The sequence below is a fragment of the Snodgrassella alvi genome (genome assembly GCF_002777425.1).
GTDB lineage: Bacteria > Pseudomonadota > Gammaproteobacteria > Burkholderiales > Neisseriaceae > Snodgrassella > Snodgrassella alvi_B.
In genome coordinates this window covers 1-17,031 of record NZ_MDVC01000106.1, presented here as the reverse complement: position 1 = coordinate 17,031, position 17,031 = coordinate 1, and the positions used below count along the sequence as shown (strand labels likewise).

Annotated in this window: 11 protein-coding genes; 9 read left to right on the top strand and 2 right to left on the bottom strand. The window is 42.5% G+C overall.

Features of this window, described 5'->3' with window-relative positions:
- Window positions 1-83: 83 nt before the first annotated feature.
- From carA to BGI33_RS09940, 7 genes are all read left to right on the top strand, one after another.
- Window positions 84-1,217 (top strand): glutamine-hydrolyzing carbamoyl-phosphate synthase small subunit, encoded by a 1,134-nt coding sequence (gene carA, locus BGI33_RS09970; protein WP_100091030.1) that lies wholly within the window; start codon window positions 84-86, stop codon window positions 1,215-1,217.
- Between the two features lie 56 nt (window positions 1,218-1,273).
- The gene (leuE, locus tag BGI33_RS09965; protein ID WP_100091029.1) at window positions 1,274-1,951 is read left to right on the top strand and encodes a leucine efflux protein LeuE; all 678 of its coding nucleotides are present in this window, start codon (window positions 1,274-1,276) and stop codon (window positions 1,949-1,951) included.
- Window positions 1,952-2,023: 72 nt separating this feature from the next.
- On the top strand, window positions 2,024-5,248 hold the full coding sequence (carB, locus tag BGI33_RS09960; protein ID WP_100091028.1) for a carbamoyl-phosphate synthase large subunit: 3,225 nt from the start codon (window positions 2,024-2,026) through the stop codon (window positions 5,246-5,248).
- Between the two features lie 1,555 nt (window positions 5,249-6,803).
- A complete protein-coding gene (locus BGI33_RS09955; RefSeq protein WP_100091027.1) occupies window positions 6,804-7,556 on the top strand; it encodes a Nif3-like dinuclear metal center hexameric protein in 753 nt (250 codons plus the stop codon).
- Window positions 7,557-7,716: 160 nt separating this feature from the next.
- Window positions 7,717-8,322 (top strand): glutathione S-transferase N-terminal domain-containing protein, encoded by a 606-nt coding sequence (locus tag BGI33_RS09950; RefSeq protein ID WP_100091026.1) that lies wholly within the window; start codon window positions 7,717-7,719, stop codon window positions 8,320-8,322.
- A gap of 25 nt (window positions 8,323-8,347) precedes the next feature.
- The gene (locus BGI33_RS09945) at window positions 8,348-8,788 is read left to right on the top strand and encodes a ClpXP protease specificity-enhancing factor (protein ID WP_100091025.1); all 441 of its coding nucleotides are present in this window, start codon (window positions 8,348-8,350) and stop codon (window positions 8,786-8,788) included.
- Window positions 8,789-9,279: 491 nt separating this feature from the next.
- A complete protein-coding gene (locus BGI33_RS09940) occupies window positions 9,280-9,579 on the top strand; it encodes a hypothetical protein (RefSeq protein WP_100091024.1) in 300 nt (99 codons plus the stop codon).
- A gap of 98 nt (window positions 9,580-9,677) precedes the next feature.
- Here the strand turns inward: BGI33_RS09940 and BGI33_RS09935 are convergent, their stop codons facing one another.
- Window positions 9,678-10,301, bottom strand: a complete 624-nt coding sequence (locus BGI33_RS09935) for a DUF2238 domain-containing protein (protein ID WP_100091023.1) — start codon at window positions 10,299-10,301, stop codon at window positions 9,678-9,680.
- A gap of 445 nt (window positions 10,302-10,746) precedes the next feature.
- Between BGI33_RS09935 and ahpC the strand changes: the two genes are divergently transcribed.
- A complete protein-coding gene (ahpC, locus tag BGI33_RS09930; RefSeq protein WP_100091022.1) occupies window positions 10,747-11,313 on the top strand; it encodes an alkyl hydroperoxide reductase subunit C in 567 nt (188 codons plus the stop codon).
- 155 nt (window positions 11,314-11,468) lie between these two features.
- The gene (ahpF, locus tag BGI33_RS09925; protein WP_100091021.1) at window positions 11,469-13,037 is read left to right on the top strand and encodes an alkyl hydroperoxide reductase subunit F; all 1,569 of its coding nucleotides are present in this window, start codon (window positions 11,469-11,471) and stop codon (window positions 13,035-13,037) included.
- A gap of 253 nt (window positions 13,038-13,290) precedes the next feature.
- On the opposite strand, the gene BGI33_RS09920 is transcribed toward ahpF, so the two are convergent.
- Window positions 13,291-16,797, bottom strand: coding sequence for an autotransporter outer membrane beta-barrel domain-containing protein (locus BGI33_RS09920; RefSeq protein WP_100091071.1), 3,507 nt, complete (start codon window positions 16,795-16,797; stop codon window positions 13,291-13,293).
- Window positions 16,798-17,031: the final 234 nt, after the last annotated feature.

Below are 17,031 nucleotides of genomic sequence, written 5' to 3'. Positions count from 1 at the left end.
GGTAACAGGAAGCACGATTATTTACCCATAAAAAACAGACTGTCGCCATGGCAATGGTCTGCATAAATCTACAGGAATCATTCATGACTACAAACGCAATTCTGGTGTTGGCTGACGGTTCCGTATTTCATGGTGTCAGCATTGGTGTGGCAGGGCAGGCAGTTGGTGAAGTAGTCTTCAATACCAGCATGACTGGCTATCAGGAAATTCTTACCGACCCATCTTATACCCAGCAGATGGTTACCCTCACTTATCCGCATATCGGCAATACCGGCGTAAACAGCGAAGATACAGAAAGTAAGCAAATTTATGCTGCCGGTTTGATTATTCGCGATTTACCTTTATTACACAGTAATTTCCGCGCTAAGGAAAGTCTGGCTCAATACTTGCAACGCCACAATACTGTGGCAATTGCCGATATTGACACGCGCCGTCTCACCCGTCTGCTGCGGGATAAAGGTGCACAGGCCGGCTGTATTCTCACAGGTGCTGATGCCAGTGCAGAGCAGGCACTGGCATCAGCACAAGCTTTTGGCAGCATGGCCGGTAAAGATCTGGCTCGGGAAGTAAGCTGTACCGCAAAATATCAATTTGCACAGGGTGAATGGCAACTCGGGCAGGGCTATGTTCAGCCACCAGCAGCCCAATACCATGTTGTCGCCTATGATTTCGGGGTAAAAACCAATATCCTGCGCATGCTCAGCGAGCGCGGCTGTCGCTTGACAGTTGTCCCCGCTACCATGCCGGCTAAAGAAGTACTGGCAATGAATCCGGACGGCGTATTCTTGTCTAACGGCCCCGGCGACCCAGAGCCCTGTGATTACGCCATCGCTGCCGTACAGGAAATTCTCGCACATAAACTGCCATTATTTGGTATCTGTTTGGGACACCAGCTACTCGGCTTAGCGTTGGGTGCACAAACCCGTAAAATGCCTTTTGGTCATCATGGTGCCAATCATCCGGTACAGGACCTCGAAACTGGCCGGGTAGTGATTACCAGCCAGAATCATGGCTTTGAAGTAGATGCAGATACCTTGCCACAAAACGTGCGCATTACCCATAAATCACTGTTTGATGGCTCATTACAGGGCATCAGCCTGACCACACAGCCGGCCTTTTCATTCCAGGGACACCCTGAAGCCAGCCCGGGACCACATGATGTGTCCTATCTGTTTGACCGGTTTATCGAACATATGCAGGCAGCGCGTCAGAACTAATGACCATTTTTTACCAACTAGTCTCTTGAAAATAACAAAAATGGACAGGATTCCCCATGTTTGGTATCACTGATCTGGGAACATATATTATCGGTGCCATTGCCATCGTTTTATTGCCCGGACCCAACTCCATGTACTGTCTGGCCATGGCGGGAAAATATGGCGCCAGAGCAGCCTATTGTGCTGTAGCCGGTATATTTCTGGGCGACAGCGTGTTGATGTTGCTTTCATCTTCTGGTGCAACATCAATTATAAAAACCATTCCTGTATTGTTTTTATTACTGAAACTAGCTGGTGGATTATATCTGTTCTATCTGGGCTGGCAGTTACTACGCTCAGCAGCCAGACAATGGAACAGCAGGCAGCAGGCAGCAGAAGCTTTCAGGCAATCACTGCGTGAACCCGATACAGCTGATAAGCCACCTTCAGCACACCATTTATTTCAGCGCGCACTACTGTTAAGCCTGTTAAATCCCAAGGCTATATTGTTTTTTCTGGCGTTTTTTGTCCAGTTTGTAGACCCGCATTATGCACATCCAGCATTCAGCTTTCTGTTGCTGGCTATTATTTTGCAAATTTGCAGCCTAACCTATCTGAGTGTACTGATATTCAGTGGTTTATCGCTGGTAAAGTGGTTTCGTCATTATCAGCGGCTGGCTGCCGGTGCAGTAGCCACAGTTGGGCTGATGTTTATAGCGTTTGCACTGAAATTATGGACGGCAAGTATCGACTGAATATTTAACTACAGTACAGAACTGCTGCCGAGCTACTAAATTAAACAGATAATCATTAATAAAGGTATCAATATGCCTAAGCGCACAGACTTAAAATCCATTCTTATTATTGGTGCCGGCCCCATCGTGATTGGTCAGGCATGCGAGTTTGACTATTCCGGTGCTCAGGCATGCAAGGCATTGCGTGAAGAGGGCTACAAAGTCATTCTGGTTAATTCCAATCCGGCCACTATCATGACCGACCCAGACATGGCCGACGTTACCTACATTGAGCCGATTATGTGGCAAACAGTAGCGAAAATCATTGAAAAAGAACGCCCGGATGCGATTTTGCCAACCATGGGTGGGCAAACTGCACTCAATTGCGCTCTGGATCTGGCTCATAACGGCATCCTGAAAAAATATCAGGTTGAGCTGATTGGTGCATCGCAAGACGCCATTGATAAAGCTGAAGATCGTGGCCGCTTTAAAGAAGCCATGAACAAAATCGGCCTGCACACCCCCAAATCCTTTATCTGTCACAGCATGGATCAGGCACTGGAGGCACAGGTGCAGGTAGGTTTTCCGGCACTGATTCGCCCATCATTTACCATGGGTGGCAGCGGTGGCGGGATTGCCTACAACAAAGATGAATTCATCACCATCTGTGAACGTGGTTTTGATGCCTCGCCTACACATGAACTACTTATCGAGCAGTCAGTACTGGGCTGGAAAGAATATGAAATGGAAGTAGTGCGCGACCGCGCCGACAACTGCATTATCATCTGTTCCATTGAAAACTTCGACCCTTGCGGTGTGCATACCGGTGATTCCATTACCGTAGCACCGGCACAAACGCTCACCGATAAAGAATACCAGCTGATGCGCGATGCTTCACTAGCCGTATTGCGCGAAATCGGCGTCGATACCGGTGGTTCCAACGTACAGTTTGCAATTAATCCGCAAAACGGCGAAATGATCGTGATTGAAATGAATCCGCGTGTCAGCCGTTCTTCTGCCCTGGCTTCCAAAGCCACCGGTTTCCCGATTGCCAAAATTGCCGCCAAACTGGCAGTAGGCTATACCCTGAACGAACTGCAGAACGATATTACCGGCGGGCGTACACCAGCTTCCTTCGAGCCATCAATTGACTATGTCGTCACCAAAGTGCCGCGTTTTGCCTTTGAAAAATTTCCCACAGCTGATGACCGCCTGACTACCCAAATGAAATCAGTTGGTGAGGTGATGGCCATCGGACGTACATTTCAAGAATCCATTCATAAAGCCCTGCGTGGTCTGGAAGTTGGCCTGTGTGGCTTTGACAGTCGCAGCAGTGATCGTGCAGCTATTCAGCGTGAATTGGCCAACCCCGGGCCAGAGCGCATCCTGTATGTGGCCGATGCCTTCCGTGCCGGATTCACACTGACCGAAATCCAGCAGATTTGTGCCATTGACCCATGGTTTCTGGCACAGATTGCCGACCTGGTGGCAGAAGAACAGCAGCTCATCAGTCGCAACCTGAATGAAATAGACTATACCTGCATGCGCAGACTGAAACGCAAAGGCTTTGCCGATAAACGGCTGGCACAGCTACTGCGCAGTGATGAAACCAGCGTACGCCAGCATCGTCATACCCTCAAGCTGCATCCAGTATACAAACGCGTAGATACCTGTGCGGCCGAATTTGCCACCGATACCGCCTATCTTTACTCCACTTACGAAGAAGAGTGTGAAGCACAACCCAGCCAGCGCAAAAAAATCATGATTCTTGGCGGTGGACCGAATCGTATCGGGCAGGGCATTGAATTTGATTATTGCTGCGTACATGCCGCTTTAGCATTACGCGAATCCGGTTTCGAAACCATCATGGTTAACTGCAATCCAGAAACCGTATCCACAGACTACGATACTTCCGACCGGCTTTATTTCGAGCCGCTTACATTGGAAGATGTACTCGAAATCTGCCATACCGAACAGCCAGATGGACTAATTGTGCACTATGGTGGACAGACTCCCTTAAAACTGGCGAATGAACTGGTAGCCAATGGAATAAATATCATTGGTACATCTGCGGATGCCATTGATGCCGCAGAAGATCGCGAACGCTTCCAGCAGATTCTGCATACATTAGGTTTGCACCAGCCAGAAAACCGTACAGCACGTACTGAGGCCGAAGCACTGCAAATGGCCGAAGAAGTAGGCTACCCACTCGTAGTACGCCCATCTTATGTACTAGGTGGTCGCGCCATGCAAATAGTGCATTCTGCCGCCGAATTACAAACCTATATGCGCGAAGCCGTACAAGTATCCAACGACAGCCCCGTATTGCTGGATTACTTTCTCAGTCATGCCATCGAAGTAGACGTAGACTGCGTTTGTGATGGCCAGCAAGTTGTCATTGGTGGCATCATGCAGCACGTAGAACAGGCTGGCATACATAGCGGTGACTCCGCCTGCTCAATACCCCCGTATTCGCTCAGCAACGCCATTCAAAACGAAATCCGCCGCCAGACTGCGGCCATGGCCAGAGAATTGCAGGTTATCGGCCTGATGAACGTACAGTTTGCCGTTCAGGATGACGTAGTCTATGTACTTGAAGTCAATCCGCGCGCTTCACGTACTGTACCATTTGTTTCTAAGGCTACTAGTGTACCACTGGCTAAAATCGGTGCACGAGTAATGGCAGGTATATCACTGCAACAGCAAAACTATACCCATGAAGTAATTCCCGAATTTTTCGCCGTAAAAGAAGCCGTTTTCCCATTTATCAAATTTCCCGGCGTCGATACCATTCTCGGGCCGGAAATGCGTTCTACCGGCGAAGTAATGGGCGTAGGCGAAACCTTTGCCGAAGCCTATCTCAAAGCCCAGCTTGGCGCAGGTGAGCGTATGTCCGCAATTGGCAAAGTTTTTCTGGCCGTGCGCGATGAAGACAAACCACATGTAGTACAGGTAGCCACTAATTTCCAATCACTTGGCTATGGCTTGTGTGCTACACGCGGTACAGCAGCATATCTGGCGCAGCACGGAATCAACGTGCAGATAGTCAATAAAGTAACGCAGGGCAGGCCACATATAGTAGACGCAATCAAAAATGGCGAAATTGCCTTGGTAGTAAACACAGTAAGCAGCGATGTGCAGTCAATACAAGACAGCCACTCCATCCGCCACAGCGCCATCAATATGCGTATACCCCTGTATACCACCATCGCCGGTGCTTTGGCCATGAGTGAAGGCGCAAGCGAGCTGTCTCATACCGAAGTGTACAGCATCCAGAATTTGCACCAGCGTATAGAACCAGTAACAATGCAAGACTAATTTGTTTAAATAGCATAAGGCTACTAACAGCATTCATCGCAGTTAGTAGCCTTTTATATATAAAATAAACACTTCAGTCAATTACAGTATATTCACATAACGAACATTGAATACTAATAAATGATTAATTAATATAGTGTTAAAGCAATTTACTGATTAATTCAGTGCCAATACTGACTAAATTTAGCTATCTAACACGCCTGTCAGTTAAAGAAAATATCATTTAGTAGTACCAGTCATATTCGAAATTAAATACTAAATATAAATAAAAACATAAATAACAAAAAATGATACTAGCAATTGATGTTTACTATATAGAAAATTAGGCAAAAACCGTAGGTATTTTGTTCCAACACTGGACTAATACAAAACCAGATATCTATACCATAATTACTGATTATCAAAATAATATTGCCCATTATCAGTCTGGTCAGTTTTACTGACGCAAATTAGCCATGCATCATAGCACTATTAGCTAAAACTAATTTATCAACCATTTCAGCATTGTTATCGAGGGATATGTACATCTGGCAGAAAGAAAAATCGGCTTACGTGGCATGTTTTAAATAAAATCATTCCTAGCTATTTAATAAAAATTACTCGTGGCCAAAGCAAACAACTATTACATATTACTGCAATCGGCATACCATTAGAAAATACGGCGGCAAACATTAAATTAATGGCGGGAAAATATCGCCTGCCTGATTTACTCAGTTTTCTAGATCAGCAAACCAAACTATTCAAAGCTGAAAAAGCGCATAAATAAAAACACTATATTCATAATTATCATTATTGAAATTCAAATTTAAAAGATAGATACCCTTTTGACCCTATAAGCACTTATGCTCAGTATTGTGTTTGCTTTAATGTAGAAATTATTTAATTTACATTAAAATAAAAATATCCTTTTCTGGTTTTATATGCAAAACAGAAAAACTCATATACAGATAAAAACAAACTTTACTAATACCAATTTTCAGCAGATTAAATTGGCTATCTCATGCACTAATAGTATAAATTAACCATAACATAGCGCTGTTTCACCTATATCAATTGGGTTATCTTATTGATTTATACAAGTAGATTGATAAATAGTAACAGTAAATTAATTGTTTAAAATATATTATTAGCTGTTTCAATTTAATGATTATTTTCTGGAAAATCTATCCCAAACTTGTTATATTATTTTACTAATGATAATAACATTATTGCTAAAACGATATATAAATAATTTATTTATATTAGCTAACCACATCATGATTATTAAAAATCTTTTAAATATTTAATTGTGAGTCAATTATCTTATTGTATTGATAAATATAAATGCTTCCCCTGAAAAAATTTTAAAGTATATATGGTATAGACAGGACTAAACTGTGTATCTGAAATTGAATGAGTATTAATTTGGTAAAGCAAAGGGCTATCTGTAATGTACATAACGGGCTGCGTACAGAAGCCTGAATATAAAATATGCCGGTTTGAATCAGGCTAATGCTATTATCAGAAAAATATAAATGGTATGTTTAATCTGATCAAGCATGGTTAAAGGAAAATGATGGCCAAGAGAAAAGAAATTCTAGACTGGTGTGCTCAGCAGCTTGCTATCGCCCAGTTTCGTGATTTTAGCCCTAATGGATTGCAGGTAGAGGGCAGGGATGAGGTCAATAGTATTGTTTGTGCGGTAACGGCCAGTCAGGCTGCTATTGATTTTGCTGTAGCACAGCAGGCTGATATGTTGCTGGTACATCATGGTATGTTCTGGAAAAATGAAGCCGTAGCGATTACTGGCTGGAAAAAACGTCGTATCCAGACATTGTTAGGTAATGACATCAATCTGGTTGGCTACCATCTGCCACTGGATGCGCATCAGCAATGGGGCAATAATGTGCAGCTGGCACGGCATTTGGGCTGGCAGATTGATGGTTGTGGCGGAGAGCAGAATCTGGTGCAGTATGGCTCATTGGTGCACCCGCAATCAGCACTTGAGCTGGCAGGGCAAATGGAGCTTAGTCTTGGCAGGGCGCCGATGCTTTTATGTGCCGATGCGCAGCGGCCGGTACGCAGGCTGGCTTGGTGCACTGGTGGTGGTCAGGGCTTTTTTCAGTATGCGATTGATGCCGGCGTGGATGCGTTTATTACGGGTGAGGTATCTGAACCACAATATCATCTGGCACAAGAATGCGGGGTGGCGTTTATTGCTGCGGGGCATCATGCCACGGAGCGCTACGGTATACAGGCACTTGCTTTTGCAGTGGCCGAGCAGTTTGGCATCAGGCAACAGTTTTTTGATGAGCTCAATCCGGCTTAAGCCGTCATTGTATGAATAATTATTATAATTATCAGGAAAAATTTTTAATAAACATAAGCTTAAGCTATTTTTCTGGTAAAAATAGAGTCATTTGTCTATAATTGGGTAATTTAGACACTACACTGTATTGATATTATACAGTAATCTTGGGAAATTGATTATGATGACATTATATGCGGGTATGACTTGCCCGTTTAGTCAGCGTTGCAGCTTTGTCCTGTATGAAAAGGGCATGGATTTTGAAATCAAGGATGTAGACGTATACAACAAGCCAGAAGACTTGGCTATAATGAATCCATATAATCAGGTGCCTGTACTGGTTGAACGCGACCTGATTCTGTATGAATCCAATATTATTAACGAGTATATTGATGAACGTTTTCCTCATCCACAGCTGATGCCAGCTGACCCGATTATGCGCGGCCGTGGTCGTCTGGTACTGTATCGTCTGGAAAAAGAATTGTTCAGTCATGTTCTGGTGCTGGAAAATCCAGAATCCAGTAATAAGGATATGAATAAAGCCCGTGAAGCGATTACCCAGGGCTTAACCATGCTGGCACCGGCATTCAGCAAAAATAAATACATTATTGGTGATGATTTCTCTATGATTGATGTGGCTCTGGCTCCGCTCTTATGGCGTCTGGACCACTATGATATTAAGCTGCCGAAATCAACTGCACCTTTACTGAAGTATGCTGAGCGTATTTTCCAGCGTGAAGCATTTATTGATGCATTAACGCCAGCAGAAAAGGCAATGCGCCGTTAAACAATCTTGATAAGGGGAGAAGGCAATGAGCAAGCTAAGTACCAAACCGTATATTTTGCGTGCATTATATCAATGGGCGCTAGACAGTGGTTATACGCCGCACATTGTTGCGTGGGTAAATGATAAAACCTGCGTACCCCGTCAGTATGTACGTGATAATGAGATTGTACTCAATATCGGAGCGGCTGCCGCGCACAATCTGAATATTGATAATGAGTGGGTTAATTTTGCTGCCCGTTTTAACGGTGTATCTCATGATATCTGGATTCCGGTTGGCCATGTCATTACCCTTTTTGCCCGTGAAACCGGCGAAGGTATGGGTTTTGAGGTGGAACCGCTTACCGATGATGATGCGCCGATAACTGAGGCCGATGAGGCAGCAGAACCTGAGGATGCAGCAGAGAGTAAACCGGCGGAAGATAGTGGTAAATCCGGCGGCAAAAAGGGGCTGAAAATTGTCAAATAGCTGGTTGTTCTCAGGTAAGCTTTATTCCTGAGACGCGGGAAAATTATATTGAAGTAAAAAGGGCTGAAATCTGCTGATTTTAGCCCTTTTCTTATATCTGATTTGGTATTTAAGGCTAATAGCTGTTTACCGGGCCTTCTGTAAAGTGCGTTACAAGTGATTATGGTTGTATGGCTGATGGATATACTGTTTAAGCTAAATTTTATTCATAAGATTAATTACAGGATGTGTTTTTGATAACTAAGTATAAATTTTATCTATATGCATTTTAATGTAAAACTACTATGAGCGAGTTAATGTTTATACAGGCATATATGTTATGCTGGTGTATGTGTATATCAGACAAATCTGTACTAATAAGCTATTTTAATCGTATTTCTGCTAAAAATAGTGCTTCATTCTGAATAACGATATAAGTTAAAATAGTGCTGTTAAGTAATTAATCATTACACTAATATTTATTAATTTTACATTTGCTGGAGTTTGAATAGATGAACCAAACTATTGATTCTGCAACAGCCGGTAATGAATTAAGCGTGCAGCTAGCACAAAAGGAACAAAAATTTAAAAGGGTAAAATTCTATTTTAATGTTATTTTTGCCTTGTGTTTTTTGGTATTTGCCTTAGGTTTGCTGTGGATGAATGTAATGGCAATTGCCAGTTCATTTATCACGGCTATGATGTTTGGCATGGCCTATCTGGGGGTGATTATGATATTTGAAGAAGATATCAATGAAATAAGAATCAAATTGGAAGAATCAGCAGAAAAAACAGCATCTGTTTCTATCTGATTTGCCTTGGTAGCTAGAGAAGGCAGCTTTTGTACAAAGCTGCTTTTGTAGATTGATGTATCAATTCTGCTGTGGCTGGCTGAGGGTAATTAGATTCGCTATTTGTTCTGGTGCCCGCTTTTTTCTGTGGCAGCCTGTTGCAAGTGCTGTTTGCTGCAATACAAATAAGCTAGCATGATGCTACAGCCAATCAGGCACCACAGCATGTCTTGCTGTGTGTCCCACACATCGCCCTGTGTCCCAAGAAAAGTAACTGCTTGCTGATTGCTGATTTCGGCTACCAGCCATTCAAACAGCTCATAGATGGCACTAATGGTCATACAAATACAGCCACTTAAAAAAACTACCCAGCCGCGGCGGCGCACAATCTGTAAGCGCCAGAGTAATTCGCTGGCGATGATGGCAGGTGAGAAGCCCTGAAAAAAATGTCCGAGTTTGTCGTAATTATTGCGTGACCAGTCAAATACGCCGCGCAGGTAATTAAAAACCGGTTCCTCTGCATAAGTGTAATGTCCGCCAACAAGCAGAATGATTGCGTGAGTTAGTACTACCCAGTACATCAGGTTACTGAAGCGAAAACGTGTATATGTGTACGCAAGTATCACGACACCCGCTAATGCTGGAAAAACTTCCAGACACCAGGTTGGATAGTCATGTGGCCGATAGGCAGACCAAAGTAATACTATTATAAATATCATCAATTGCAGAATATGGGTTTTCATGGGATACCTCTGCTGCAAGTGTCCGGAAGCACTGTCTGCTTGATATGAATAAAAGGAAAACAATCTCTGCTGGTTTAATAAACAGTATCAATAAAAATAATGTCTAATCGGTTTTTGTATTAATATCTGTATCTTAATCTGAATAAACTGTTCAGGCAAATTAGGCTGGATGGCTGGAAAAGGTTTTTTTTGATTTTGCTATAACTAAGATATATCTGTATTTGTAGCTGTATGTGAGGTTGTCTTCGCAGATACTAAAGTGTAATTTTGCGGCTTTTTTGCGGATATATTAGCTATTTGTTTAAAGTGGATTTATAAGTCTTTGTTTTTTATGTTAAATAAAAACTATGGGTTATATAAAATCATTTGATTATATTTATGATGTGAACTTGTGTACTATACATGCATTACTTAATTCAACCTGTTACATTCAAGGAGATACTTCATGGTTGCCAACGTTAATACTGAAATCAAACCATTCAATACCACTGCTTTTCATAATGGTAAATTTGTAGACATCAGCGATGCTGACGTTAAAGGTAAATGGTCTGTATTCTTTTTCTATCCAGCCGACTTCACTTTTGTTTGTCCTACTGAATTAGGTGATCTGGCTGACCACTATGAAGAATTGCAAAAGCTGGGTGTGGAAGTGTACTCTGTATCTACAGATACTCATTTCACTCATAAAGCTTGGCACGATGCTTCAGAAACCATTGCTAAAATCAAATATTTTATGCTGGGCGACCGCAATGCCACTCTGGCTACCAATTTTGGCGTACTGCGTGAAGGTCAGGGCTCTGCTGACCGTGCTACTTTTCTGGTTGACCCGCAAGGCATTATCCAGAGCGTAGAAGTAACTGCCGAAGGTATCGGCCGTGAAGCTGCTGATCTGGTACGTAAAGTTAAAGCCGCACAATATGTTGCTTCTCATCCGGGTGAAGTTTGCCCAGCCAAATGGAAAGAAGGCGACAAAACTCTGGCTCCTTCACTTGAGCTGGTTGGTAAAATCTAATAACACTTAAACACACACATCACTATTTTTGCTGTTAAATAACAGCCATTCAGCCCGAATACCGGCTGCGGTATCCGGGCTTTTTAGTAAGATAAAAATATAGGCTATCAAAAATAGAATATCGATTGTTAATATTAATGTAACGGAGCTGTAATATGTTAGACGACACCCTGAAAAGCCAACTAAAAGCTTATTTAGAATATGTAACCAAACCGGTTGAAATCATTGCTACGCTTAACGATAGTGCAGGTGCTCGCGACATGTTGGCACTGTTACAGGAAGTGGAAGCGCTAAGTGATAAAGTTAGCCTGCGGACTGATGGCCAGTCTGAGCGTAAACCTTCTTTTGAAATTACCAATCCTGGTATACATACTGGCCTGGTTTTTGCCGGTAATCCGATGGGGCATGAATTCAGCTCACTGGTGCTGGCTTTACTACAGGCGGGCGGCCATCCCTCCAAGGAAGCAGAATCTTTGCAGCAACAGATAAAGAATCTGCAAGGCAGTTATCATTTTGAAACCTATTATTCTATTACTTGCCATAATTGCCCGGATGTGATTCAGGCACTAAATCTGATGGCCATTCTTAATCCGAATATCAGCCATACTGCTATTGATGGTGCTCTGTTTCAGGACGAAGTTGAAGCAAAACAGATTATGGGCGTACCGGCAGTGTTTCTGAATGGCGAGCCTTTTGGTCAGGGACGGATGGAACTGGCTGAAATTGTGGCGAAACTGGACAGCAATGCTGCTAATGATGCAGTTGAGGCGCTGAATGCAAAAGAGCCTTTTGATGTACTGATTGTAGGTGGCGGGCCGGCCGGTGCAGCCGCAGCGGTGTATGCAGCGCGTAAAGGAATCCGTACCGGTATTGTGGCCGAACGCTTTGGCGGGCAGGTACTGGATACGATGGATATTGAAAATTACATTTCAGTTTTGCGTACCGATGGCCCGCGTTTTGCCCGTGATCTGGAAAGCCATGTACGCAGTTATGATGTGGATATTATGAATCTGCAAAAAATCAGCGCGCTGATTCCCGCTACCAGCAAAGGTGGATTGATTGAGGTACATACGGAAAGCGGTGCTGTTCTGAAATCGCGTAGTGTGATTTTGTCTACTGGTGCGCGCTGGCGTTCCATGAATGTGCCCGGTGAACAGGAATATCGTACCAAAGGGGTGACTTATTGCCCGCATTGTGATGGCCCATTATTCAAAGGCAAGGATGTGGCTGTGATAGGCGGAGGCAATTCCGGAGTGGAAGCTGCTATTGATCTGGCCGGCTTGGTTAAAAGTGTTACCTTGTTGGAATTTTCCGATAAATTACGCGCGGATGAAGTATTGCAGCATAAGCTGAACAGCCTGCCAAATGTAAAGGTTATTCGCAATGCTCAAACGACGGAAGTTACCGGTGCTGATGGCAAGGTCAGTGGTCTGAATTATCTGGATCGGTTAAGCAATGTAGAACAGCATCTGGCATTGGAAGGTATATTTGTGCAGATTGGTCTGTTACCCAATACCGGCTTTTTGCAGGGCACAGTTGAGTTAACTGAACCAATGCATGAAATTGTGATTGATGCCCATGGCAAAACCAATGTACCGGGTGTATTTGCTGCCGGTGACTGCACCAATGTACCATACAAGCAGATTATTATTGCCGCAGGTGAGGGTGCTAAAGCAGCATTAAGTGCTTTTGATTATCTGATTCGTACCAGCGCACCTGAATAACCTTATTTTAATAGCGAGCCCCGCAAAACTTTTGGTTTTGCGGGGCTTTTCATTTCAAGGGTTTGTGGCTGCATTGCTTGAGCGTGATTGTTGCCTGTATATATCTATTTACCTGTATAGAAGCTAAAGCCAGCTTTCCAGAAAGTAATCTTAGTTAATTATATAAATAAAAACAGAGCAAAACCGTAAACAGTTTTGCTCTGTCAGGAGACATAGCAGTGGCTGTATCACACAGCAACTGCTATGAGTGTGGTTATAACCAAGTGTATTTATAGCCTAGTGTGCCTTTGAAACCTTTATGTTTAGCACTGCCAAAGTTTTTCTCATAACGCACATCGCCATAGAAATGGCTTTGACGGGTTATCGGTAGCTGGATGCCTACACCTACTTCACCCCAGGTTTTGGCATATTCTTCTTTCAGGCTGTCGCGGCCGATATCAACAGATTTCGGATTGACAAAGTCGTGCCAGATATTGGTAATACCATAGAAGGATGAAGGCGGTAAATTATCAGTTGTAGCACCATTGTAACCAAAACGCATACCCACACGGCCGCGCAGGGCAGATGGATTATGCTGATCAATATGGCGAATTCCGTCATTGAAATTGTCCAGAGACAGATACTGGTATGCCAACTGAACCTGTGGTTCGACAAACCAGTTATTTCCATAGACAGTGAAAGATTTACCGGCTTCGGCTGACACTGCTGCACCCCAGCCGTTCTGGTGTACAGATTCATTGGAACGGGCATTGTATTTATTGCGCAGATAGCTTACCTGACCAACCAAATCAATATAGCTGCCATTATTGGCATAGAATGTGCCATAACCGCCAACACTTACTGCATCAGTACGGCCTTTACCGGTGTAATGGTCGTCAACAACATAGCCATTCTTGGCGCGATACTGATCGCGGAAATCATTTTCATTATGCCCATAGGACACATAGGCACCTATATGCCGGCGGGTTCCGGTTTTATTGTTTTTATCCAGAATAAAATCGTGGCCAATCTGGAGTACGGATTGATTACCAACTGTATCCAGACGTTGTTTGCCATTCTTATCCAGATGTTTCACCAGAACTCTACCCCATGTCTGTTGCTGGTTATCGCCAAGGGCAGTATTGTTGGTGCCAGTAATGTTGTAGGTCTGATTGTCACTGCGCCGCTCATATAGTGTACCAATAGTGGTAAAGCCCAGCTCCATATTTACTGTAGGCATCTGTACGTAGCCAGATACCGGCTCCGCATAAATCGGTACTTCTTTAGGTGGAGTAGGTTTAGCCGGATTGGTAGGTGTTTTAGCTGTTAATGTCCATGCATAATCAGTGCCAGTTCCGCCGTATAAGCTCTGATCTATTTTCCTGAGCTGAGCTTCACCAGCATTCTTAGTTGCAGATGTACCCTCAAAACCTTGTCCAGTGATTTGTCCATCTACGTGAATAACAGTTTTTGGATGAGTGATCGGTATCTCTTTTTGTGTTATGTCTCCGTAGATACCTTCTCTGGTCGCTACTGTTGTGACGTCACCGGTTACATCACCTCCAATATTAACGCGGTCGGTATAACCAGTGCCATTTTTACTGGTGGAATCATCATTCCAGAGCGTATTAACATATATTGTGCCGCCACCGGTATAGTTACCTTGTACTGTGATGGTATGGTATTTATTTTCATCATTGATATCAGCTAAAGGTATTTTTGAAAATTCAATAATGCCGGTGTTAGTCAGTTGTGATAACGTGGAATCTCCGGTATTTATCCAGCTGCCCTGATTAATTAGATTTATTTTTCCGTTTGCAACGGAATTGTCGGTAGTGCCAGTGAAGATTCCTGTTTTTGTATTTGTGGCGTCAATAAGACCTAAGCCAGTATTATTGATAAGATTGCCTTTGAATTCACCATTATTGGTAAATGAAATATTTCCAGTTCCATGCATCTCATTGATAATATTTGTATTGTTTAAGGTTTTATTGTTGCGTACCGTAATTCCACCGTCACCAGCATTGATAATTTCAGTGTTATCACTGATGCCTGAATTTATTAAGGTAACTTGACCAGACCCCATATTGGCAATTTTACTTTTAAGTAAGCCTTCATTGTTTATGTGTATAGAAGAATCATCTGAACCACTGTTAATAATATTGCCGGTGCTTGTACCGCTATTGCCTAGGGTAATTGCACCAGTACCTGAGTTGGTAATAGCACCGGTAGTTTTACCTTTATTAGTCAATATAATCTTACCAGCCTGTGTATTGCTTATCGTACTTTCAAGCTCTGTGTCAGGCTCATTAGTTACATCTATTAGAGAAGAGGCTGAACCACTGTTAATAATATTGCCGGTGCTTGTACCGCTATTGTTTAAGGTAATTTTACCGTCAGCCGTATTCTTAATTTCACTGGTACTTGTACCGCTATTATTTAGGGTAATTGCGCCAATACCTGAATTGGTAATATTGCCGGTGCTTGTACCGCTATTGCCTAGGGTAATTGCACCAGTACCTGAGTTGGTAATAGCACCGGTAGTTTTACCTTTATTAGTCAATATAATCTTACCAGCCTGTGTATTGCTTATCGTACTTTCAAGCTCTGTGTCAGGCTCATTAGTTACATCTATTAGAGAAGAGGCTGAACCACTGTTAATAATATTGCCGGTGCTTGTACCGCTATTGTTTAAGGTAATTTTACCGTCAGCCGTATTCTTAATTTCACTGGTGCTTGTACCGCTATTGTTTAAGGTAATTTTACCGTCAGCCGTATTCTTAATTTCACTGGTACTTGTACCGCTATTATTTAGGGTAATTGCGCCAATACCTGAATTGGTAATATTGCCGGTGCTTGTACCGCTATTGCCTAGGGTAATTGCACCAGTACCTGAGTTGGTAATAGCACCGGTAGTTTTACCTTTATTAGTCAATATAATCTTACCAGCTTGTGTATTGCTTATCGTACTTTCAAGCTCTGTGTCAGGCTCATTAGTTACATCTATTAGAGAAGAGGCTGAACCACTGTTAATAATATTGCCGGTGCTTGTACCGCTATTGTTTAGGATAATTTTACCGGCACCTGTATTGGAGATATTCCCTTCTAGCTTAGATTCATTATTAATTTCGAAAGTACCGGATCCTTGATTAATAATCTTGCCTATTATGGTTCTATTGCTCAAATCATCTTTATGATCAGAAAGAGGAAGATCGTTCTTATTTTCAATAGTGATATTACCAGTACTATTTTCTGTACTTGTAATATCACTAGCTATCAGGAATTGGTTCTTAATTGTAATATCACCTGCTCCTTCATTAGTAATACCACCCTTTATTTCTCCATGATTGTTTCGAATAATCAGATTACCTGCGTTGTCACTGTTAGTCGTATTACGGATCTTACCTTCTAGGATAAAGTGATCCTGAATTAGGATGTTAAAATCTTCCGACTCATTTTGAACGATATTACCAGATGCTTTATGGCGTGAGCGACCTAAAAACCGAAGATCAACCTTACTCCCAGAAATGGTACCGTCACTATGAATAAAATCGCTTGTTGTGTTTCCTTGTTTAATTAGCTTAGTACAATCAAGAGTAGGACAAATTTCACGATCATCAGGAACATCATCAGCAGCGAGAACACTGGTGCTAGCTAATGCCAGAGCTACGGCTGCTACTATTTTCAGACCATTACTTTTGCATTTTCCTCGCGCTAGTTCTGAGCAGGCTACCCATGTCTGGGTAGATTCATTCCATTTGGATTTGTAGATGTTATTCATCAGTTTTCCTAAATTGTGTAAAATATCTAAGATAAAATTTAAATGTTTAATTAAGATTTACTATATATATAATAAATATAATGTTTGTTGATAAATAAAAAGAATTACCAATAAATTGATTATATAAGATAAGTTATATCACATCAAAATTAAGTTATATTAATGCTATTTGTATATTGATGATATGGTAGAGCTAGTCTGAGTGAAGGTGATGAAAAAAGGGTAATATTTTCA